Origin of the sequence: Micromonospora sp. II (genome assembly GCF_001709195.1) — a bacterium.
GTDB lineage: Bacteria > Actinomycetota > Actinomycetes > Mycobacteriales > Micromonosporaceae > Micromonospora > Micromonospora chalcea.
On sequence record NZ_LYXF01000089.1, the window covers coordinates 62,229 to 82,891 of the forward strand.

The following is a 20,663-nucleotide window of genomic DNA, read 5'->3' on the forward strand; positions in this document are numbered from 1 at the left end:
TCAGGGCCGCGGGATGCACCCGACGCTGCGTACCCGGGCGACCGACCTGTTCGGGGTGCGGTACCCGATCGTCCAGACCGGCATGGGCTACGTCTCCGACGTGCGCCTGACCACCGCGACGGCCAACGCCGGTGGACTGGGCATCCTCGCGGCCGGCCTGCTCTCCTACGACGAGCTCGTGGAGGCCGTCGAGCAGATCCAGGCCGGCACGGACGCGCCGTTCGGCGTCAACATCCGTGCCGACCAGCCGGACGTCGTCAAGCGCATCGACCTGCTCATCTCGGCCGGCGTCAAGGTCGCGTCCTTCGCGCTGGCCCCCAAGCAGGAACTCATCGCCAGGTGCAAGGACGCCGGCCTCGTCGTCGTACCGTCGATCGGCGCGCGCCGCCACGCCGAGAAGGTCGCCGCGTGGGGCGCCGACGCCGTCATCGTGCAGGGTGGTGAGGGCGGCGGCCACACCGGCGGGGTGCCCACCAGCCTGCTGCTGCCCCAGGTCGTCGACGCCGTCGACATCCCGGTCATCGGGGCCGGCGGCTTCTTCGACGGCCGTGGCCTCGTCGCCGCGCTCGCCTACGGCGCCGAGGGCGTCGCCATGGGCACCCGCTTCCTGCTCACCAGCGACTCGCCGGTCCAGCCGTCGGTGAAGGACGTCTACCTGTCCAAGACGGTCAACGACACCGTGCTGACCCTGCAGGTCGACGGCGTGCCGCAGCGCGTGCTGCGCGCCGGCACGATCGACGAGCTGGAGCGCACCTCCGCCGCCGGCCGGCTGCTTCGGGCCGTACGCAACGCCTTCGCCTTCCAGAAGCTGTCCGGCACGCCGTGGGGCGACATGGTCCGCGAGGGCCTGGCCATGCGCAAGGCCCACGACCTGACGTGGAGCCAGGTCGTCATGGCGGCAAACGCTCCGATGCTCTACCGGTCGGCCCTGCTGGAGGGCAGGACCGACCTCGGCGTCATGGCCACCGGCCAGGTCGTCGGACTGATCGACGACGTCCCGAGCGTCGCCGAGCTCATCGACCGCATCATCGACGAGGCCACCCGGACCCTCGACCGGCTCGGCGTGCCCGCGCCGGTCGCGTCGACCCCGGCCGGGCACAAGGAGGAGTAGTCATGGGAGCACTGCAGGGACGCGTCGTCGTCGTCACCGGTGCCGGCCGCGGCCTCGGCCGTGAGCACGCCCTGCTCGCCGCCGCCGAAGGCGCCTCGGTCGTCGTCGCCGACACCGGCGCCGCCGCCGACGGCACCGGCAGCGACCCCTCTGTCGTCGAGGCCGTCGCCGCCGAGATCACGAACGCCGGCGGGCGGGCCGTGGCCAGCACCGCGGACGTCGCCACCACCGAGGGCGCCCGCGAGCTGCTCGCGCTCGCCCGCGACACCTACGGACGCGTCGACGGCCTCGTCAACAACGCCGGCATCCTGCGGGACCGGATGTTCGTCAACATGAGCGAGGACGACTGGGACGCGGTCATCCGTGGCCAGCTCCGCGCGACGTTCGCGCCGTGCCGGGTGTTCGCCGACCACTGGCGCACCGAGTCCAAGGCCGGCAACCAGCCGGTCGCCTCGATCGTCAACGTCTCGTCGACCTCGGGCATCATCGGCGCCGTCGGGCAGACGAACTACGGCGCGGGCAAGGCCGGCATCGCCGCCCTCACCGTCATCCTCGCCCAGGAGATCAGCCGCTACGGCGTACGCGTCAACGCGATCGTCCCGGTCGCGCGTACCCGGATGACCCAGGACCTGCCCGGCATCGGCGAGATGGTCGCCGCCCCGGCCGACCCCGCAGTGTTCGACGTCTACCACCCGGGCAACGTCTCCCCGCTCGTCGCCTGGCTGCTCACCGCCGACGTGCCGGTGACCGGCGAGGTGTACTACGCCAAGGGCGGCGAGATCCGCCGCTGCGCGCCGTGGAGCTACGACTGGACGATCGACAAGGGTGCCCGCTGGACCGTCGAGGAGATCGCGAAGGAGATGGCCGCCCGTGTCTGACACCGGTCACACCGACGTCGCCGACTGGGCCGGCCCGGCCCACGGGCTGCTCTCCGGGCGTTCGGTGCTCGTCACCGCCGCGGCCGGCACCGGCATCGGCTTCGCCACGGCGCGCCGCGCCGCGGAGGAAGGCGCGCGTGTCGCCGTCAGCGACCGTCACGAGCGCCGCCTCGCCGCGTCGGCCGACGAGATCGAGCGCCTCACCGGGACCCGGCCGCTCGCGGTGCCCTGCGACGTCACCGACCAGGCCCAGCTCGACCACCTCATGGACACCGTCGCCGCCGAGTTCGGCGGCATCGACGTGCTCGTCAACAACGCCGGCCTCGGCGGCACCGCGGCGGTGCAGGACATGACCGACGAACAGTGGGACTCCGTCCTGTCGGTGACCCTGACCTCGACGTTCAAGGCGACCCGGTCGGTGCTGCGGCACATGATCCCGGCCGGCAAGGGGGTCATCGTCAACAACGCCTCCGTCATCGGCTGGCGCGCCCAGAAGGGGCAGGCGCACTACGCCGCGGCCAAGGCCGGAGTCATGGCGCTGACCCGCTGCGCGGCCCTCGACGTCGCCGAGCACGGCATCCGGGTCAACGCGGTGTCCCCGAGCATCGCGATGCACGCCCATCTGGCCAAGGTGACCAGCGACGAGCTGCTCGCCCAGCTCTCGGCCCAGGAGGCGTTCGGCCGGGCCGCGACGCCGTGGGAGATCGCCAACGTGATCGTCTTCCTCGCCAGTGACTACTCGTCGTACATGACCGGCGAGGTCGTGTCCGTCTCGAGCCAGCACCCGTGACCACCCGCTGCGCGCCGGCGACCGTGCCGGCTCGCAGCGGACCAACGAAAGGAGCACGTCGTGGCCAACCCCGACGCGCAGGGCGTCACCGGCGCCCCCTTCCGGCTCGACGTCGAACGCGGCAAGATCCGCGAGTTCGCGCTGGCCACCGGAGCGGCTGACGCGGACTACCTGCGGGAGGAGAACCCGGTCGTACAGCCGACGTTCCTCACCACGACGTTCTTCTGGCAGGGCGAGGACTCCAACCCGTGGTCCGCGGTCGAGCTCGACCAGCAGCGCGGCCTGCACGCCGAGCAGCAGTACACCTTCTTCGGCGAGCCGCCCCGCGCCGGCACCCGGCTCACCTGCCAGTCGCGCATCGGCGAGATCTACACCAAGGTGGGGCGTCGCGGCGGGGAGATGACGTTCGCCGTGATGTACACCGACTTCCACGACGAGACCGGGCGTCTCGTCGCCCGCGCCAAGCTCACCGGTGTCGAGACGGCCCGCCCGCCGGCCACCGGGGACGCGGCACAGGACGGAGCGTCCGCATGAGCGACACGACGGCCACCGCCGGTCCCCGTACGACCGAGGTCGCCCTGCCCGTCCCGGCGACGCCTCCGGCGCGCACGTACGGCCCGGTGACCCGCACCGACTTCGTCCGCTACCAGGGCGCCTCGGGCGACATGAACCCGATCCACCACGACGAGGTCTTCGCCAAGGCGGCCGGGTTCCCCAGCCCCTTCTCGGTGGGCATGTGGCAGGCCAGCCTGCTCGGCACCTACGCCACCGACTGGCTCGGCGGCCCCAACGTGCGCGACTTCCGCATCCGGTTCCTGGCCCAGGTGTGGCCCGGCGACGTCCTCACCCTCGACGGCGTTCCGCTGCGCACCTACGTGCTCGAAAGCGAGGACGGCCGTGAGGGCCGCGTCGACGTCGAGCTGACCTGCCGGCGGCAGAGCGGCGACAAGGCCGTCACCGCGTGGGCGACATTCGTCCTGCCCCTCGACGTCGCCGTCGAGGCCGGCGAGCGGCCCGAGACCACCGAGGAGCAGGGATGAACCCCACGAGCCACCCGTCGGTGACGACGACCGTGCACGCCGACGGGATCGCCGAGATCGTCGTGGACAACCCGCCGGTCAACGCGCTGCCGGTGGCCGGCTGGTTCGCGCTCGCCGCCGCCCTCGACGCCGCCGGCGCCGACGAGTCGGTGCGGGTCGTGCTGCTGCGCGCCGAGGGCCGCGGCTTCAACGCCGGCGTCGACATCAAGGAGATGCAGCACACCGACGGCTTCACCGCGCTGCTCGGCGCCAACCGCGGCTGCTACGCCGCGTTCAAGGCCGTCTACGAGTGCCCCGTCCCGGTCGTCACCGCCGTCCACGGCTTCTGCCTCGGTGGCGGCATCGGCCTGGTCGGCAACTCCGACGTCATCGTCGCCTCCGACGACGCCACCTTCGGCCTGCCCGAGGTGGACCGCGGCGCCCTCGGCGCGGCCACCCACCTGTCCCGGATGGTGCCCCAGCACCGGATGCGCGCCATGGTCTACACCTCGGCCACCGCCACCGCCCAGGAGCTGCACGCGTACGGCTCGGTGCACAGCGTCGTACCCCGGGAGCGGTTGCGCGCGACGGCGCTCGCCGTCGCGACCAGCATCGCCGAGAAGGACCCCACGGTGATCCGCGCCGCCAAGGCCTCGCTCAACGGCATCGACCTGTGGGACGTCAACCGCAGCTACCGCTTCGAGCAGGGCTTCACCTTCGAGCTCAACCTCACCGGGGTCGCCGACCGGATCCGCGACGAGTTCGCCGGCACCGACAAGGCGGCGCGCCCGGGCAGCGAGGGCTGAGCCGTGCGGTCGATGGTGGTGCGCGAGCTCGGCGGTCCCGAGGTGCTCACGGTCACCGACGGGCCGCAGCCGCAGCCCGGACCGGGGCAGGTGCTCGTCGACGTCGCCGGCGCCGGGGTGAACTTTCCCGACGGCCTCATCGTCGCCGGGACCTACCAGACCAAGCCGGAACTGCCGTTCGTGCCCGGCTGCGAGGTCGCCGGCACGGTCGCGGCGCTCGGCGACGGGGTGACCGGCCCACCCGTCGGCACCCGCGTCGTCGGCTTCTGCGGCATCGGCGGCTACGCCACCCAGGTGCTCGTCGACGCGCGCATGGTCCACCCGTTGCCCGACGGCGTCGACCTCGTCGAGGCGAGCACGATCCCCGTGGTCTACGGCACGTCCTACCACGGCCTCGTCGACCGGGCCCGCCTCGCCGCCGGCGAGACGCTGCTCGTGCTCGGCGCCTCCGGCGGCGTCGGCCTCACCGCCGTGCAGATCGGCAAGGCCCTCGGCGCGACAGTGATCGCGGCCGCGTCGAGCGAGGACAAGCGTGAGCTGTGCCTGACGCACGGCGCCGACCACGCCATCGGCTACGACGACCTGACCGCGACGGTGCGCGCGCTGACCGGCGACGCCGGCGCCGACGTCGTCTACGACCCCGTCGGTGGCGACGCCGCCACCGCGGCGCTGCGCGCCCTCGCGTGGGCCGGGAGGTTCCTCACCGTCGGCTACGCGGCGGGCACGATCCCGCAGGTCAAGCTGAACCGGCTGCTGCTCACCGAGGGCGCGGTGCTGGGGGTCCTCTGGGGCGCCTGGGCAAGGCGCGACCCGGCGGCGAACGCCGCCAACATGACGACGGTGCTGGAGTGGATCGCCGCCGGCCGGCTGAGGCCGCACGTCAGCGAGGTCTTCCCGCTGGAGGAGGCCGCCCGCGCGCTCGGCACGGTGCTGAACCGTGGCGCGCGCGGCAAGATCGCCCTCCGCACGAGCACAGGCAAGGAGTGACGGTGGCTGACGCGACCGACCTGACCCGGATGGACCTCGGCCCCGGCCCGCGCGCGAGCGAACTGCTCGCGACGTTGCGCACGTTCATGACCGAGCACGTCTACCCCGCCGAGAAGGTGTACGCCGCCCAGCTCGCCGCCGCGGCCCGCGAGAACGGCGGGGTGTCCCACGTCCTGCCGCCGGTCGTCGAGGAGCTGAAGGCGACGGCGCGCACGCTGGGGCTGTGGAACCTCTTCCTGCCCGACCTGTCCGGCCTCACCAACGTCGAGTACGCCTACCTGGCCGAGGAGACCGGACGCTCGCCCTACCTGGCCCCCGAGGCGATGAACTGTGCCGCGCCGGACACCGGCAACATGGAGCTGCTGCACATGTTCGGCACGCCCGAGCAGAAGCAGCGGTGGCTCGCCCCGTTGCTCGACGGCACGATGCGCTCCGGCTTCTCGATGACCGAGCCGGACGTGGCCTCCTCCGACGCGCGCAACATCGCCACCTCGATCGTGCGTGACGGCGACGAGTACGTCATCAACGGACGCAAGTGGTGGACGACCGGGGCCGCGGACCCGCGCTGCGCCATCCTCGTGCTGATGGGCAAGACGGACCCGGAGGCGGCCGTCTACCGGCAGCAGTCCATGATCCTCGTACCGGTCGACACCCCCGGGGTGACGATTCTGCGTTCGCTGCCGATCTTCGGTTACCACGACCAGCACGGCCACTGCGAGATCCGGTTCGACGACGTGCGGGTGCCGGTGACGAACCTGCTCGGCGCCGAGGGCGAGGGTTTCGCCATCGCCCAGGCCCGCCTCGGCCCGGGCCGCATCCACCACGCGATGCGCTGCGTCGGCATGGCCGAGCGGGGCCTCGAGCTGATGGTGCGCCGGACGACGGCCCGCGAGGCGTTCGGCGGTCCGATCTCCGACCAGGGCGTGGTGCGGAACTGGATCGCCGAGTCCCGCATGGAGATCGAGCAGGCGCGCCTGCTCGTGCTCAAGGCGGCGTGGCTCATCGACCAGGTCGGGATCCAGGGCGCCGCGACCGAGATCGCCGCGATCAAGGTCGTCGCGCCCCGGGTCGCCCGCAACGTGCTGGACCGTTCGATCCAGGCACACGGCGGCGGCGGGGTCACCGACGACTTCCCGATCGCCCGGATGTGGGCCAGCGCCCGCATCCTCGGCATCGCCGACGGCCCGGACGAGGTGCACCTGCGCACGGTGGCGCGCACGCAACTGCGTCGCTACCGCGACACGCCGCCGACGGTTTCCGCCGGGACGGGACGGGATTGAGATGGATCTGACCTGGTCGGAGCAGGACGAGCAGTTCCGTGCGGAGGCCCGCGACTGGCTCACCGCGAACGTGCCGCGGCAGCCGCTGCCCTCCGGCGACACCGCGGCGGGCTTCGCCGCCCACCTGGAGTGGGAGCGGGCACTGCACGCGGACCGGTGGTCGGTCGTGTCGTGGCCGCAGGAGTACGGCGGCCGCGAGGCCTCGATCTGGCAGTGGCTCATCTTCGAGGAGGAGTACTACCGGGCCGGCGCGCCGCAACGGGTGACGCAGAACGGCATCTTCCTGCTCGCCCCGACGATCTTCGAATTCGGCACGAAGCAGCAGCAGGACGAGCTGCTGCCGCGGATGGCGGCGGCGCAGGACCTGTGGGCCCAGGGCTGGTCCGAGCCGGGCGCGGGCAGCGACCTGGCCGGGATCAGCTCCCGGGCGGTACGGGACGAGCAGGCCGGCGGGTGGCGCCTGAGCGGGCAGAAGACCTGGTCGACCCGGGGCGCGTTCTGCACCCACCTGTTCGGGCTGTTCCGTACCGATCCGCAGGCGCAGCGGCACCGCGGACTGACGTACTTCCTCGTGCCGCTGGACACCTCGGGCGTGACGGTGCGCGGGTTCGACCGGCTCGACGGTGACGAGGGCTTCGCCGACGTGTTCTTCGAGAACGCGTTCGTACCGGACTCGGCGGTCCTCGGCGGCGTCGACCAGGGCTGGTCGGTCGCGATGTCGACGACCGGCTCGGAGCGGGGACTGACGCTGCGCTCACCGGGGCGTTTCCTCAAGGCGGCAGCCGCGCTCGTGGCGCTCGCGGGCGAGCGGGGCGAGGCGGCGACCGACCTGCTCCGCGACCGGGTGGCGCGCTCGTGGATGCAGGCGCACGCCTACCAGCAGTTCACGCTGGCTCAGGTCACCGACATCGTCGAGGGTCGTCCGGCCGGCGCACGTTCGAGCCTCAACAAGGTCTTTTGGTCCGAGCTGGACATCGCGTTGCACGAGACGGCGCTGGAACTGCTCGGCCCGGACGCGCTCGTCGACGGGCCGTGGACCCGCGGCTACCAGTTCTCGCTGTCGGGTCCGATCTACGCGGGCACCAACGAGATCCAGCGCAACATCATCGCCGAGCGCCTGCTCGGTCTGCCGAGGAGGTGATCAGGCGTGCGTTTCGCTCCGAGTGACGAGCAGCGGGAGCTGGAGGCGGTCGTCCGTCAGGTGCTCACCGACCGGTGCCCGCCGCAGACGGTACGCGCCGGAGCCGGATCGGCGCAGGTGGCCGCACTGGCCGAGAGCCTGGCCGGTCTCGGCGTTGCGGGGCTGCTGGTGGCCGAGGACGACGGAGGGCTGGGCCTGGACGAGAACCACCTCGTGTCGGTCTTCGCGCAGATCGGGTACGCCGCCGCGCCGCTGCCGCTCACGGCGACCCTCGCGGTCGCCCCGGCGGTGCTCGCCGCGGGCGCTCCGGACCTGCTGGCGAAGCTCGTCGACGGGGGCCTCACGGTCGGCGTCGACCCTGCGGAGACCGGGCATGTCGCGTTCGGTTCCGGTGTCGACCTGGTGCTGCGCGGCGGCTTCGGTGGGACGGGGCGCATCGAGATTCTCGAGGTGTCCGACGCGGCGGTCTCGACGTCGCCGTCGGTGGACGTCGCGCTGGACCTGACCGGGTACGCAGGCGCGCGGCTCGTGGCGGCGGTGGACGACCCGCAGGTGGTGCGGCTGGCCTGGGAGCGCGGGGTGCTGGCGACCTCGGCCGAGCTCATCGGGCTGTCCCGGCGGATGCTCGACCTCACTGTCGAGCACGTCCGCACCCGGGAGCAGTTCGGGGTGCCGATCGGCAGCTTCCAGGCGGTCAAGCACCACCTCGCCACGGCGCTGCTGCACCTGGAGTTCGCCGTACCGGTGGTGGCGACGGCCGGGTTCGAACTGGCCGCGGGCCTTCCGGGCCGGCTGCGTTCCCTGGCGACGGCCAAGGCGCTGGCGTCCGAGGCGGCGCACGTCGTGGGCCGGGCCGCCCTGCAGTGCCACGGCGCGATCGGTTACACCACCGAGTACGACCTGCACCTGTTCCTCAAGCGGTCGTGGGCTCTGGAGTCGTCGTGGGGCAGCGCCGCCTGGCACCGGGCGGCTCTGCTGGACGACCTCGGTGTCGGCCTGACCGGCGTGCGCCCCGCGTCCTGACCGCCGGCCCCGCACGACGTACACCGACCCGTGAGAAGGAGATCCAGATGAGCGAGACCAGCGGCGTGGACCCGCAGGCGGCGGCGGAGGTCGTCCGGTACGAGACGCGGGGGCCGGTGGCCGTCGTGACGATGAACCGGCCGGAGTACCGCAACGCGCAGAACTCGGCGATGACCTACGCGCTCGACGACGCGTTCTACCGCGCGGCCGCGGACGACGAGGTGAAGGTCATCGTCCTGGCGGGCGCGGGGAAGCACTTCTCGGCCGGCCACGACATCGGTACGCCGGGCCGGGACATCGACTCGTCGTTCGACAGGCGGGCCGGACTGTGGTGGGACCATGTGGGCAAGGCCGGGGCCGACAGCCGGTTCGCCCGGGAGTCCGAGGTGTACCTCGGGATGTGCCGTCGCTGGCGTGAGCTGCCCAAGCCGATGATCGCAATGGTGCAGGGAGCGTGCATCGCCGGGGGCCTCATGCTCGCCTGGTCGTGCGACCTGATCGTCGCCTCGGACGACGCGTTCTTCGCCGATCCGGTCGTCCGCATGGGGATCCCCGGCGTCGAGTACTTCGCCCATCCGTGGGTGATGGGTCCGCGCTTCGCCAAGGAGTTCCTCTTCACCGGCGACCGGATGCCGGCGGCGCGCGCCGCCGAGCTGGGCATGGTCAACCGGGTGGTCGCCAGAGACGAGCTCGAGGCCGAGGTCATGGGGCTCGCCGCGCGGATCGCGCAGATGCCGCGTCTGGGTCTCGCGCTGACCAAGAAGGCGGTCAACCAGGCCGAGGACCTCATGGGCCTGCGGGACGGAATGGATTCGGTGTTCGGGCTGCACCACGTTGCGCACGCGCACAATGCCGAGGTGGGCAGTGACTCCCTCGGTGGCCAGGACGCCCGGAGCATGCGTGACGCCGCGAGACAGGAAGGGTGATCGAAGCGATGAATATCGTCGTACTCGTCAAGCAGGTGCCTGATTCGGGCGCGGACCGCAGCCTGCGTTCTGACGACAACACCGTCGACCGCGGTTCGGCGAACAACGTGATCAATGAGATGGACGAGTACGCCATCGAAGAGGCGTTGAAGATCAAGGAAGCGCATGGTGGTGAGGTCACCATCCTGACGATGGGTCCGGACCGGGCGACCGAGTCGATCCGTAAGGCGCTGTCGATGGGCCCGGACAAGGCCGTGCATGTGGTGGATGACGCGCTGCACGGTTCCTGCGCGGTGGCGACCTCGAAGGTCCTCGCCGCGGCGCTCGGGCAGTTGGGCGCCGATCTGGTTCTGTGCGGTGCGGAGTCGACCGACGGGCGGGTGCAGGTGATGCCGCACATGATCGCCGAGCGGTTGGGTGTGGCCGCGCTGACCGGCGCGCGGAAGCTGACCGTGGACGGGTCGGCCCTGACGGTGGAGCGGCAGACCGAGGAGGGCTACGAGGTGGTGACCGCCTCGACCCCGGCTGTGGTCTCCGTCTGGGACACGATCAACGAGCCGCGGTACCCGTCGTTCAAGGGCATCATGGCCGCGAAGAAGAAGCCGGTGCAGACGCTCTCCCTGGCCGATGTGGGTGTGGCCGCGGCCGAGGTGGGCTTCGACGGCGCCACCAGCGCGGTGGTGGAGCACTCCAAGCGGCCGCCGCGCTCCGGCGGCGAGAAGATCACCGACGAGGGCGACGGCGGCGTGAAGCTGGTCGAGTTCCTCGCCTCCGAGAAGTTCGTGTGAGAGGTCRCTGACATGTCTGAGGTTCTCGTCGTCGTCGAAGCCACSMRGGARTTCGGCGTCAAGAAGGTCACCCTSGAGATGCTCACCCTCGCCCGCGAGCTGGGCACCCCGAGCGCCGTCGTCCTCGGTGGCGCCGGCGCCGCSSAGGCGCTGAGCGCCAAGCTCGGCGAGTACGGCGCGGAGAAGATCTACGCSGCCGAGGGTGAGGAGATCGACGGCTACCTGGTGGCCCCSAAGGCGACTGTGGTCGCCGACCTCGTCGCGCGGGTGCAGCCGGCGGCGGTGCTGCTGGCKTCGTCGCAGGAGGGYAAGGAGATCGCCGCSCGSCTSGCGGTSAAGCTGGACAAYGGCATCCTGACCGACGTGGTCGGCCTGGCCGCSGACGGCACCGCCACSCAGGTSGCGTTCGCCGGCTCCACSATCGTCAAGGCGAAGGTCACCAAGGGCCTGCCGCTGGTCACCGTCCGGCCGAACTCGCTCAACCCGGYCCCGGCCGCYGCCASCCCGGCGGTGGAGCAGCTCACCGTGTCGGTCACCGACGCGGACAAGCTCGCCAAGGTCGTCGAGCGGGTCGCCGAGCAGAAGGGCTCCCGCCCCGAGCTGACCGAAGCGTCGGTCGTCGTGTCCGGCGGGCGGGGTGTCGGTAACGCGGACAACTTCAAGCTGGTCGAGGAGATCGCCGACCTGCTCGGCGGCGCGGTCGGCGCGTCCCGCGCGGCRGTCGACTCCGGCTACTACCCGCACCAGTTCCAGGTCGGCCAGACCGGCAAGACCGTCTCTCCGCAGCTGTATGTCGCCCTCGGTATCTCCGGGGCGATCCAGCACCGGGCCGGCATGCAGACCTCGAAGACCATCRTCGCGGTCAACAAGGACGCCGAAGCGCCGATCTTCGAACTCGCCGACTACGGCGTGGTCGGCGACCTGTTCAAGGTCGTCCCCCAGGCCGCCGAGGAGATCCGCAAGCGCAAGTGACACAGTCGTGTCGGTCATGCTCTGGATGGAGGACGGCGAATGGTGGGGGCAGCAGCGATGCGGGTCGAGCCCGATGACGTGACGTCGGACTGGACGCGTCCGGGCGTGTTCGAGGTGGCCGCAGGTGTGTACCGCATTCCGCTGCCGCTACCGCAGGACGGTCTGCGATCGGTGAACGTGTACGCCCTGGCCGGTGACGACGGCCTCGTGCTGGTCGACTCGGGCTGGGCCATCACGGCGGCCCGACAGGCATTGGACGCGGCCCTGGCTGCCCTGGGCGCGGGCCTTGCGGACGTACGCCGGTTCCTCGTGACGCACGTGCACCGCGACCACTACGCGATGGCGGTGGCCGTACGGCGCGAGTTCGGCACCACGGTGAGCCTCGGCGAGGGCGAGGAACCCTCTATCCGCGAGCTGTCGACTCCGGGCCACCGGCCGATGTCCGAACACTGGCAGGCGCTGATGCGATGCGGTGCGGGCGAGATCGTCGAAGCGCTGCGCGCGCGGGCCGAGTCGGCGCGGCATGATCCGACGGACTGGGCGGCGCCGGACGACTGGCTGGCCGGGGGGACCGACGTCGTCCTGCCGACCAGGACGCTGCGGGTGGTGGCGACCCCTGGACACACCCGTGGGCACGTCGTCTTCCTCGATCCCGACGCGGAGCTGATGTTCACCGGCGACCACGTCCTTCCGCACATCACACCGTCCATCGGCTTCGAGGCGGCGGCCGCGGCGCTGCCACTCGGGGACTACCTGGATTCGTTGCGGCTGGTCCGGTCTCTGCCCGACCAGCGGATGCTGCCGGCGCACGGCCCGGTCGGCCCGAGTGTCCACGCGCGCGTCGACGAACTCCTGCACCATCACGCGAAGCGACTCGACCAGGCGTGCGAGGTCGTGCGTGACGCGACGACGGCTTACGAGGCGGCGGGTCAACTGACCTGGACCAGGCGGGAGCGTGCCTTCGCCGACCTGGACCTGTTCAACCAGATGCTTGCCGTCACCGAGACGGCCGCCCACCTCGACCTGCTGGTGGCGCAGGGGCGGCTGAAGGCTGCCGACGTCGACGGAGTGCGCCGCTACGCCCCGGCGTGACCGCCCGGGATCTTCCAGTCGAAGCCGGACGATCTCCGTCGAGCTGTTCTCGGCGAATTTCCTGCGTCCGCGCAGGGTTTCCGTCCTACTGGTGGCAGCGCCAATCAGCCAGTGCCGACCAGGGAGGGGCTCGATCATGAAGGTCGTCGTCATCGGTGGCAGTGGGCTCATCGGCTCCAAGCTCGTGAAGATCCTCGATGCCCAGGGCCAGGAAGCGGTGGCGGCGTCGCCGAAGACCGGCGTGAACACGCTGACCGGCGAAGGAGTGGCGGAGGCGCTGACCGGCGCCGGCGCCGTCGTCGACGTGTCGAACTCGCCGTCGCTGGCGGGCAGCGCCGCGTTGGAGTTCTTCGAGACGTCCACGCGCAACCTTCTCGCCGCCGCCGCGGACGCCGGGGTGGGTCACTACGTGGCGCTGTCCGTAGTAGGTTCCGAACGGCTTCCGGACAGCGGATACATGCGGGCGAAGGTCGCCCAGGGGAAGCTCATCGCGGCGTCCGGGCTCCCGTACTCGCTGGTGCACGCCACCCAGTTCTTCGAGTTCCTCCAGGGCATCGTCGACGCCGCCACGGACGGCGACACCGTGCACCTCGCGCCGGTGCTCATCCAGCCGATGGCAGCGGACGACGTCGCCGCCGCAGTGGCCGAGGTCGTGGTCGGCGCGCCGACGTACGCCGTGGTCGAGGTCGGCGGCCCGGAGCAGTTCCGCCTCGACGAACTGGGACGATCCGTCCTCGACGCTCAGCGGGATACTCGTTCGGTGGTGGGTGATCCCGGCGCCCGCTATTTCGGTGCCGCGGTGGCCGAACGCTCGCTGATTCCCGCCGACGGCGCCCGCATCGCCGGTACGCGCCTGGACGAGTGGCGAACACGGACGAGTAACGGTCAGTGAACCGGCGCGCTACGTGGGACTGAGGGTGCGTTCACGTGGGCGCGGAGGGCCGGTGCGCCAACAGAAGTGGGACCGGCTCAGCGCGGTGAGTTCCAGTGCCGGAACAGCTTCTGCACCTCCGCGTGCCAGCGGACCGCGCCGTCGATCCAGCCGGAGCCTGGCTGACCAGTGGTGGCATTGACGACCAGCGCAGGTAGGGAAGGCTCTCCGGCGGCGGTGCACTCCTCGGCCACCCGGGCCAGAACGTGGCGCATCTGGTTGCGGAGATCCACGCCGGCCATGCCGATCGCCTGGCCCAGTTCGCCGTAGGTCAGCAGCGACCGTCGCATCGCGGCGATGATCAGTGCGGCACGTGCCATCCGGACCCACTGTTCCCGTTGCTCGCTCGGCATGCCCGCCAGCGTGGCACCCGCATATATCGTGATCGACCCTTCGAACGGGTCGCCGTGGGCGGCCGTACGGGCAGATCGGCGTCGCCCGTGACCTGCCGAGGACATCGCCGCTCCGCTTCTGCGCCGTAGTCCGGCCCAGATGCCGATACCCGATGCCGCTGTCGTGCGACAGACCGAGGAGGCACTCGCATCGGCAGAGCGAGCCGGAGGCTCGCCAAGCATCACGTGAGACGCATCCCTTTGGACGTGGCGTTTTCGATTCGTTGCCGCTGGCGACCGCTTCCTGGACGTCGTTCGTTCCAGGTGCTGGCGGCTATTCTGAGCGCAAGGCGTTCCGGTAGCTGCGGGACCCTACGCTCGGGTGTCACTTCGCAGCCGTGAACGTTCAGCCAGTTCGTAGTTCCACTGTTCGGTGGAACGTAAGGGACCGCGGCGGTGTCGACAATCGTTTGTACGCCCTCCCATTGGAGTTGCCGTGCAGCAGACGCCCGATCCGCCGGATCCGTTCGTTAATCCGCTTGGAACCGACGTGGCGACGCCTTCAGGGCGACCCCCGGCGCAGTATGCGGCCAGGGCTCCCGGGAAGGGCATGAGGGTAGGGATCGTCCTGTCGGTGGCAGTTGTCGGTGGTCTCTTCCTTTGCTGCATCGGCGGAGGTGCTCTCTCCGCTGTCGGCCTTCTCCTCGGCGGGGCGTCACCTTCGCAACCTGCCCCAGCCTCCCCTACCATCGAGCGAACGCCAGCACCGAGTACGCGCACGCCCGAGCCGGTTCGCACCACCGCTCTGCCTACCCCGTCGGCCACGCCGCCTTCCACGCCACCGGTAGGGGCGAGTCGCCCAGCGAGTACAAGGCAAGTGCTGCCTGCCTACGACATCTTCGAGCGCCGAGACGTCAGTTCCGGCTCCGGCGCTCGCCGTCTAGCCCTGCGGGTGGAACTGCACGTCTACCCCGTCAGCGTTCAGCAGGTCATCGACGTCGCGACACGTATCGTGGAGAACCACAGAGGGCAGGGATGGCAGGCGCTGTCGATCGTGATCACATACGACCGACGTGAGGTGTCGCCCAGTTACGCGGCGTTCGAATGGGCGCCTGAGGGGCGTTGGGCGGACGCCGCCAAAGGGGACGCCGCCTCTTGGCAGGGCTACCAGCTCCACCAGGCCATCGTCCGCGACAAGCTGAGCCAGCCGGACAAGTGTCGAGTCCCGTCCGCGCAGGCATACGGGCTCAGCGGGGAGTTCAACCAAGCAACACAGGACAATGTCGAGGTCAGCGAGGGAGCGGTGCTGGCGGATATCGCCAAACGACATCGCATCTCGACCACTCGCGCTGAGGAGTTGGTCTTGACCGTCGAGGACTGGACGATGTGCTGACTCGTCCAGGTCATCCTGATCACCAGTAGGCGGAGTCGACCGGCGCATCAAAGCGCCTGGATGTACGGTCCTTCGTCATGAGCTATGACCTGATCTTCGTACCCCGAGGCGACGACCAGTCCTGGGAGGACGCCCTGGAGGCGGCGGCGGAGGCCGACAGCGACGAGCGTCCGCGCGCCGAGGCGTGGAACCGGATCGTGGCGGCGGCGCGGCAGGTGCTCGGTGAGGTCTCCGTGTTCGAGGGGGCCGACAACTACGAGCTGACGCACGAGCCGACCGGCGTCCAGGTCAGCTACTACGCGGACGAGGTCAGTGTCACCGTGCCGTACTGGTACCGGGGCGGTGACGCCCGGACCGTCGTCGCGGCGGTGCACCAGCTCGGCGCGGTCGTCGAGGCGGTCACCGGTCTGTCCGGCTACGACCCTCAGGTGGAGCTGCCGTTGGCCGAGGCCGCCGCGCGGCCGGAGCTGGCCGTCGCGGCCTTCGACGAGGTCGCCGAGTCCTTCGCGAGGCGCGGGATCTCCAGTCCCAGCAACGGCTGAACGCCTGCCCGCACGCCGGCAGGTCGCAGTGGCGGGGCGCTGTCGGATCGGCTGCGGCGTGCGACGCTCGTGGCGTGCGTGCCGTCTTCGTCTTCCCGGCCATGGCGCAGGCCGCCGTCGTCGCCCTGCTCGACCGGCTGTCGCCGGATCAGAGACATCCGTGGCTGGTGGACGGATGCCTGTACCCGGATCTGACCGGCGAGGACGAGCACCTGTACGCGGACTGGGAGCCGGCGGCGGTGCGGGCCCTGAGCCGCGCCCGCGGTGACCGGCCCAGGTGGGCGGTGCAGGTCGACGTCTCGGGCCGGGTCGACGGGACGGTGGAGGTCCGTCGCCTGACGTTGACGCTGCTCGGTCGGGGCGGCGTCGCGATGGACGACTACTCCGACCATGTCTGGACGGCGGAGCAGATCGCCGCCGACGCGACTGTGGACGGGCTGCGCTTCTTCGAATTCAGAGGCCACTACGAACGGAACCGGCTCGCCCGGTAGCCGGCCGACAGGAATGTCAGAAGAGCAGCACGAGTTCCTGGGCCAGCATGTCGGTCCAGGTGCGCCGGGTGAAGTTGCAGCCGGTGTGTTCCACGAACTGCCGCAGCGTGCGTACCGGGCCGATGCCGAGCCGGTCGACCGGCGGCGTGTGCAGCATGTAGAGCACCCGCCGGCGGCTCAGCTCCTCGTAGCGGGCCCAGTCGGACTCGACGTGGTCGCTCCAGTGCCGCGGCTTGTCCTGGCGGATGTAGTAGTGCCACGCCAGCACCTCGGTGGGATGGAACAGGTCGTAGCCCCACGTGTAGGCGCGCAACGCCAGGGTGATCTCCTCACCGTGGAAGTAGATGCCCGGGTCGTACGGCACCTCGACGGCGAACGAGCCGGGCGCGAAGAGGAAACCGGCGGCCAGGAACAGCGCCGGCTTGGGCGGTACGCCGGGCGCCGCACCCTCGATGGGACGCTGACCGAAGACCGGTATGCCGAACGCCGTCCAGTCGGTGACCACGATCTCGGCCGGCACGCCGTCGCCGGTGAACTCCCGCTCGGGCTCGTAACTCGCCGGGTACGCGGTCAGGACCGGCTTCGCCGCGCCGGTCTCCCGCGCCATCCGGATCAGCCGCGTGTCCCAGTCCGGCGCGAACCGGGTGTGGCTGTCGACCTGCAACAGCCAGTCCTCACCGCGGTACCGCTGGAACGTCTGGTCGCGTGCCCAGCAGGCGCCCCGGCTGTCGCGGGCGTCGTACTCCTGGACGTCCACGCCGGGCAGGTCCCGGATGGCGGAGATGTCCTCGTCGCCGAGGTGCTGCCAGCAGACCGCGACGCGGACGTCCTGTGGGCGCGTCGCCTTCGCCAGGCAGTCCAGCACCGTCGGCACCAGTTCCCGGTCCCGGTACGACGCGATCGCCACGAAGATCGTCATGCGTCCGGCGCCGCCGGCACGAGGGCGTACGACTGGAACAGCAGGGCCAGCGCGCGGTGCTCGTCGGCGGGATCGGTGACCGGCAGCAGGTCACCGCGCGAGCGGATGTGGGCCAGCAGGTCCGGTTCCGGCGCCAGCCCGTACGCCTGCAGGTAGTAGGCGACCGACTCGGGCCACAGCCAGCGGCCGTCCGTGCGGTAGGTCATCGGCACGACCCGGCCGCGTTCGGGCCGGACCACGTCCGGTCCCCGCGCGGTGGTGGCCAGCACCGGGGTGCCCGCGTCGAGGTACGCGGCCACCCGGGCCAGTTCCGGGCCCGACAGCCGCTCCCGGTCGGGCGCGAAGCGGGCCCCGTCGTCGTCCACCTCGTCGTGGACCCGGGCGATCCGCAGTGGCTCGGCGTCCCGGTCGGCCCAGAGCAGCGCGCCGGATGCGCGGGCCGCCGCGGCGTACGGCGGAAGCTTGTCACCGGAGCGGTACACCTCGACCAGCGGCGCGGTGAGCCCGGCCCCGGCGAGCGCCCGCATCACGTTCGCCGCCGTCACCGCCTGCGGCCCGTTCGCCTCCAGCACGTACACCGGCGCGGGCGGGATCACCGAGGCCGCCCACTCCGGGGCGATCCGCCACGCGCGCCACAGCGCCACGGCGTCGGGCTGCCGCCGGACCACCGCGACGGCGACCCGGTCGTTGTCGTCCATCAGGCCCTCGCGGCCGGTGAGGTCCGCCAGCGGCGGCACCCGTCCACCGAAGACACGCGGATCGGGTACGGCCGAGGCGAACGTGAACGCCAGGTCGAGGGCCCCGGGCGGCTCGGGCAGGGCCACCGTGCCGGTGTCGGCGAGCCGCAGCCGCGCCTCGGCCAGCATCGCGTCGGGGACCTGCCCGCCGAGGCGCAGCAGCGCGATGTGCAGCTGCTCCTGCTCCGTCATTCCCGGCCTCCTCGCGTCCTCGTCGGCGGCGCTCGGCGCATTCGACCACGCCGGGTGCCGTGGGCGCCGGTCCGGCCGGACGGTCGTGCCCTAAGGACACCCCGACCGAAGCCGTTCGTGCATCAGCGCGGCCAGCCGGCGCGCACCAGAGCGGCGAGCGCCCGGTGCACGGCGACCGCGTCGGCCGGCGGCCCCGGCTCGGCCCGGCGCAGCCGCAGGTGCCGGCGCAGGCCCTCGTCGGCCAGCGCGCCCTCGTCGAGCACCCGGTCGGCCAGGTCGGCCGGCCAGATCCACGCGCCGTCGGTGCGCAGGCGCGCGGTCAGCGCGGGGGCGGACCGCAGGTAGGTGACGAACGGCGCGATCTCGTCGTCGTCCAGTGGGAGCCGCCCGTCTCCGTCGGCCGCCACCCGGACCTCGCCGGGTGGCCGCGGGGCCCAGATCAGCGCCGACCGGGACCGGGCCGCCCACTGGTACGCGGGCAGCGGCAGGCCGGGCCGGTAGACCTCGACCGGCACGGCGTGACCGGCGGCGCCGAGCGCCCGCTGTCCCCGGTCGGCGACGTCGGGCAGCTCGTCGTCGGGCAGTGTCGCCTCGACCAGGTAGACGCGCACGGCGCTCGCCGTGTCGCCCGGCCCGGCGGTGATCCGCCAGCAGCGCCACACCCCGGCGGTGTGCGCCGGGTCCAGCACGTCGAGCAGGGCCCGGTCGAGGTCGTCCACGTTTCCGCCCGCAGTCTCGTCCACGACGAGCGGCGCGGCGGTCGCGTACAGCGGCAGGTCGGCCGGCGGGAACGGGACGAACAGGGTGCGCGGCTCGGTGTCCACGTCCTCGTCGGCCGCCGGGTCCGGCGGCAACGGGGTCTCCGGTGGCAGCAGCGTGGCCAGCGCCGCGATCTCCGCCGCGGACTGCGGGAACGCGCCGAGCAGCCGGGCCGCGCAGGCGCCCCGGTCGCCGTCGGCGAGCAGCGCGCGCAGTGCGACGAGGTCGTCGTCCGGGACGCGGCCCGCGGCGCGCAGCAGGAGCAGGTGCAGCGTCCCGGCGCTCACGGCGCCGCCTCGCACAGGAAGGCGGCGGACAGGCGGGCCGGCGCCGGGCCGCCCGGGTTGACCAGCGCGTCGTACGCGCCGACCGCGGTGGCCAGTTCCGTCAGGTCGAGCAGCCGCCAGCCGGGCGCCGGCACCCGCTCCCGGTGCACCGCGCTCGTGGTGACCACCACGCAGCTCCCGTCCTCGGGATCGGGCACGACGAGTGGCCGCCCGTCGCCGTTCGTCGCCAGGTGGAACGTGGCGTCCCGCAGGACCGTGAGCAGGTCTGCCGGCTCGGCCTCGCCGGCCGCGGTCAGGCGCAGCAGGGCGTCGGCCGGGTCGGTGGGGGAGTCCGGGAAGCGGGGACGGTACTCCGGGTTGCTCCGGAACCGGCCGACCTCGCCGTCCGGGCCGACCGGCCACATCCCGACGACCGCCTCGAACGGCGGCTCGTCGTCCTCGCCGTCGGTCCACTCCGGATCGAGCAGCAGGAGGAACTCGGCGTCGCTCACCCGGCGGCCTCCTCGTCGGCGGGCAGCAGGGCGTGCCAGACGATCGCGGCGGCCAGCCGTACCGGCTCGGGACCGTCCGGGTCGACGAGCAGGTCGATGCCGTCGGGCAGCAGTTCGGCGAGCTCGGCCAGCTCGACCGGGCGCCACAGCGGGGCGAACGTGTCCGCGCGCGTGGCCGCCGAGGTGGCCACCACCACGCAGGGCATGTCGTCGAAGGAGCGCACGACCAGCGGCCGGCCGTCGCCGTTCATCGCGAGGTCGAGCCGGGCGTCGCGCAGCGCCGACCCGATCCGCTCCACCGGTTCGTCGCCGCGCATCATCCGGTGCAGCAGATCGGCCAGCGGTGGTCCGGGCGGGGAAGGCCGGTCCGTCATGGTTCCTCCAGGTGGCGGGCGGTCCGCCGCGACAGTCGTGCCGGTCGCGGCGGACCGTCCGGGCTCAGGCGAACGGGTCCGGCGCGGCCGGAACCGGCACCGGGGGCAGCCCCTCGCGTGCGGCGTACTCGTTGAGCCACCGCTCCAGCGGCGGGCCGGACGGGGCCACCCAGGGCTCGGCGCCGTTCTTCGGCACCACGAGCGGGCCCACCGCGAGCGTGTCCATGATGCTGCCGGTCTCGGTGGCCCGGACCGTGTTGAACGGGTACACCCAGCACCAGGCGTACTCGGCCGGGGCGTCCGGGGCGAGCAGCGTCAGCGGCTGCGCCGGGTTCTCCAGCCGGCGCAGCGCGTCCTGCGCCCGGGTGCGGGCGTCGTCGGCGTCCATCAGGTTGTCCTTGT

25 protein-coding genes are annotated in these 20,663 nt (G+C 71.9%); 18 read left to right on the forward strand and 7 right to left on the reverse strand.

The genetic code is table 11. From position 1 onward, the window contains the following. The first annotated feature begins 13 nt into the window (after positions 1 to 13). The 15 genes from A8711_RS30385 (at position 14) to A8711_RS30455 (ending at position 13,705) form a co-directional block, all read left to right on the forward strand. On the forward strand, positions 14 to 1,111 hold the full coding sequence (locus A8711_RS30385; protein ID WP_051611028.1) for a nitronate monooxygenase family protein: 1,098 nt from the start codon (positions 14 to 16) through the stop codon (positions 1,109 to 1,111). 2 nt (positions 1,112 to 1,113) lie between these two features. Continuing rightward, a complete protein-coding gene (locus tag A8711_RS30390; RefSeq protein WP_064446330.1) occupies positions 1,114 to 1,989 on the forward strand; it encodes an SDR family NAD(P)-dependent oxidoreductase in 876 nt (291 codons plus the stop codon). Continuing rightward, on the forward strand, positions 1,982 to 2,779 hold the full coding sequence (locus tag A8711_RS30395) for an SDR family oxidoreductase (protein WP_069090083.1): 798 nt from the start codon (positions 1,982 to 1,984) through the stop codon (positions 2,777 to 2,779). The genes A8711_RS30390 and A8711_RS30395 overlap by 8 nt, the downstream gene beginning before the upstream one ends. 60 nt (positions 2,780 to 2,839) lie before the next feature. After that, a complete protein-coding gene (locus tag A8711_RS30400; RefSeq protein WP_069090084.1) occupies positions 2,840 to 3,313 on the forward strand; it encodes a MaoC family dehydratase N-terminal domain-containing protein in 474 nt (157 codons plus the stop codon). After that, positions 3,310 to 3,819, forward strand: coding sequence for a MaoC/PaaZ C-terminal domain-containing protein (locus tag A8711_RS30405; protein WP_043324816.1), 510 nt, complete (start codon positions 3,310 to 3,312; stop codon positions 3,817 to 3,819). The genes A8711_RS30400 and A8711_RS30405 overlap by 4 nt, the downstream gene beginning before the upstream one ends. Next, positions 3,816 to 4,604, forward strand: coding sequence for an enoyl-CoA hydratase family protein (locus tag A8711_RS30410; protein WP_043324815.1), 789 nt, complete (start codon positions 3,816 to 3,818; stop codon positions 4,602 to 4,604). Before A8711_RS30405 ends, A8711_RS30410 begins: the two co-directional genes overlap by 4 nt. 12 nt (positions 4,605 to 4,616) lie before the next feature. Beyond that, a complete protein-coding gene (locus tag A8711_RS30415) occupies positions 4,617 to 5,591 on the forward strand; it encodes an NADPH:quinone oxidoreductase family protein (protein ID WP_104113746.1) in 975 nt (324 codons plus the stop codon). Positions 5,592 to 5,620: 29 nt separating this feature from the next. Next, entirely contained in the window at positions 5,621 to 6,871 is a 1,251-nt protein-coding gene (locus tag A8711_RS30420; protein ID WP_069090196.1) for an acyl-CoA dehydrogenase family protein, read from the forward strand. A 1-nt stretch (position 6,872) separates the two neighbouring features. Further along, complete coding sequence (locus A8711_RS30425) at positions 6,873 to 8,012, forward strand: acyl-CoA dehydrogenase family protein (protein WP_069090085.1); 1,140 nt, start codon at positions 6,873 to 6,875, stop codon at positions 8,010 to 8,012. 6 nt (positions 8,013 to 8,018) lie between these two features. Then, on the forward strand, positions 8,019 to 9,035 hold the full coding sequence (locus tag A8711_RS30430) for an acyl-CoA dehydrogenase (protein ID WP_069090086.1): 1,017 nt from the start codon (positions 8,019 to 8,021) through the stop codon (positions 9,033 to 9,035). A 47-nt stretch (positions 9,036 to 9,082) separates the two neighbouring features. Further along, positions 9,083 to 9,961, forward strand: a complete 879-nt coding sequence (locus tag A8711_RS30435) for an enoyl-CoA hydratase (protein WP_051611025.1) — start codon at positions 9,083 to 9,085, stop codon at positions 9,959 to 9,961. 8 nt (positions 9,962 to 9,969) lie between these two features. Next, positions 9,970 to 10,749 carry an electron transfer flavoprotein subunit beta/FixA family protein gene (locus tag A8711_RS30440; protein ID WP_069090197.1) on the forward strand — a complete coding sequence of 260 codons (780 nt, stop codon included), beginning with the start codon at positions 9,970 to 9,972 and terminating at the stop codon, positions 10,747 to 10,749. Between the two features lie 12 nt (positions 10,750 to 10,761). After that, the gene (locus tag A8711_RS30445) at positions 10,762 to 11,721 is read left to right on the forward strand and encodes an electron transfer flavoprotein subunit alpha/FixB family protein (RefSeq protein WP_069090087.1); all 960 of its coding nucleotides are present in this window, start codon (positions 10,762 to 10,764) and stop codon (positions 11,719 to 11,721) included. Between the two features lie 39 nt (positions 11,722 to 11,760). Beyond that, complete coding sequence (locus tag A8711_RS30450) at positions 11,761 to 12,813, forward strand: MBL fold metallo-hydrolase (RefSeq protein ID WP_199744092.1); 1,053 nt, start codon at positions 11,761 to 11,763, stop codon at positions 12,811 to 12,813. Positions 12,814 to 12,949: 136 nt separating this feature from the next. Beyond that, positions 12,950 to 13,705: an SDR family oxidoreductase gene (locus A8711_RS30455; protein ID WP_069090089.1), complete on the forward strand. Its 756-nt coding sequence runs from the start codon at positions 12,950 to 12,952 to the stop codon at positions 13,703 to 13,705. Between the two features lie 77 nt (positions 13,706 to 13,782). On the opposite strand, the gene A8711_RS30460 is transcribed toward A8711_RS30455, so the two are convergent. Beyond that, a complete protein-coding gene (locus A8711_RS30460) occupies positions 13,783 to 14,097 on the reverse strand; it encodes a hypothetical protein (protein WP_064446322.1) in 315 nt (104 codons plus the stop codon). An 856-nt stretch (positions 14,098 to 14,953) separates the two neighbouring features. Between A8711_RS30460 and A8711_RS30465 the strand changes: the two genes are divergently transcribed. The 3 genes from A8711_RS30465 (at position 14,954) to A8711_RS30475 (ending at position 16,502) form a co-directional block, all read left to right on the forward strand. After that, a complete protein-coding gene (locus tag A8711_RS30465) occupies positions 14,954 to 15,469 on the forward strand; it encodes a hypothetical protein (RefSeq protein ID WP_064446321.1) in 516 nt (171 codons plus the stop codon). A gap of 77 nt (positions 15,470 to 15,546) precedes the next feature. Then, positions 15,547 to 16,011, forward strand: coding sequence for a hypothetical protein (locus A8711_RS30470; RefSeq protein WP_069090090.1), 465 nt, complete (start codon positions 15,547 to 15,549; stop codon positions 16,009 to 16,011). Positions 16,012 to 16,085: 74 nt separating this feature from the next. Beyond that, positions 16,086 to 16,502, forward strand: coding sequence for a hypothetical protein (locus tag A8711_RS30475; protein WP_069090091.1), 417 nt, complete (start codon positions 16,086 to 16,088; stop codon positions 16,500 to 16,502). 16 nt (positions 16,503 to 16,518) lie between these two features. Here the strand turns inward: A8711_RS30475 and A8711_RS30480 are convergent, their stop codons facing one another. The 6 genes from A8711_RS30480 to A8711_RS30505 all read right to left on the reverse strand — a co-directional run bounded on the left by A8711_RS30480 (position 16,519) and on the right by A8711_RS30505 (position 20,649). After that, a complete protein-coding gene (locus tag A8711_RS30480) occupies positions 16,519 to 17,421 on the reverse strand; it encodes a GlcNAc-transferase family protein (protein WP_069090092.1) in 903 nt (300 codons plus the stop codon). Continuing rightward, entirely contained in the window at positions 17,418 to 18,350 is a 933-nt protein-coding gene (locus A8711_RS30485) for a hypothetical protein (protein WP_064446317.1), read from the reverse strand. Before A8711_RS30485 ends, A8711_RS30480 begins: the two co-directional genes overlap by 4 nt. 122 nt (positions 18,351 to 18,472) lie before the next feature. Further along, positions 18,473 to 19,396 carry a hypothetical protein gene (locus tag A8711_RS30490; protein ID WP_064446535.1) on the reverse strand — a complete coding sequence of 308 codons (924 nt, stop codon included), beginning with the start codon at positions 19,394 to 19,396 and terminating at the stop codon, positions 18,473 to 18,475. Beyond that, positions 19,393 to 19,887, reverse strand: a complete 495-nt coding sequence (locus A8711_RS30495) for a type VII secretion system-associated protein (protein ID WP_064446316.1) — start codon at positions 19,885 to 19,887, stop codon at positions 19,393 to 19,395. The genes A8711_RS30490 and A8711_RS30495 overlap by 4 nt, the downstream gene beginning before the upstream one ends. Continuing rightward, positions 19,884 to 20,261: a hypothetical protein gene (locus A8711_RS30500; RefSeq protein WP_064446315.1), complete on the reverse strand. Its 378-nt coding sequence runs from the start codon at positions 20,259 to 20,261 to the stop codon at positions 19,884 to 19,886. The genes A8711_RS30495 and A8711_RS30500 overlap by 4 nt, the downstream gene beginning before the upstream one ends. Before the next feature lie 64 nt (positions 20,262 to 20,325). Continuing rightward, positions 20,326 to 20,649 (reverse strand): YrhB family protein, encoded by a 324-nt coding sequence (locus tag A8711_RS30505; RefSeq protein ID WP_064446314.1) that lies wholly within the window; start codon positions 20,647 to 20,649, stop codon positions 20,326 to 20,328. Positions 20,650 to 20,663 lie beyond the last annotated feature (14 nt).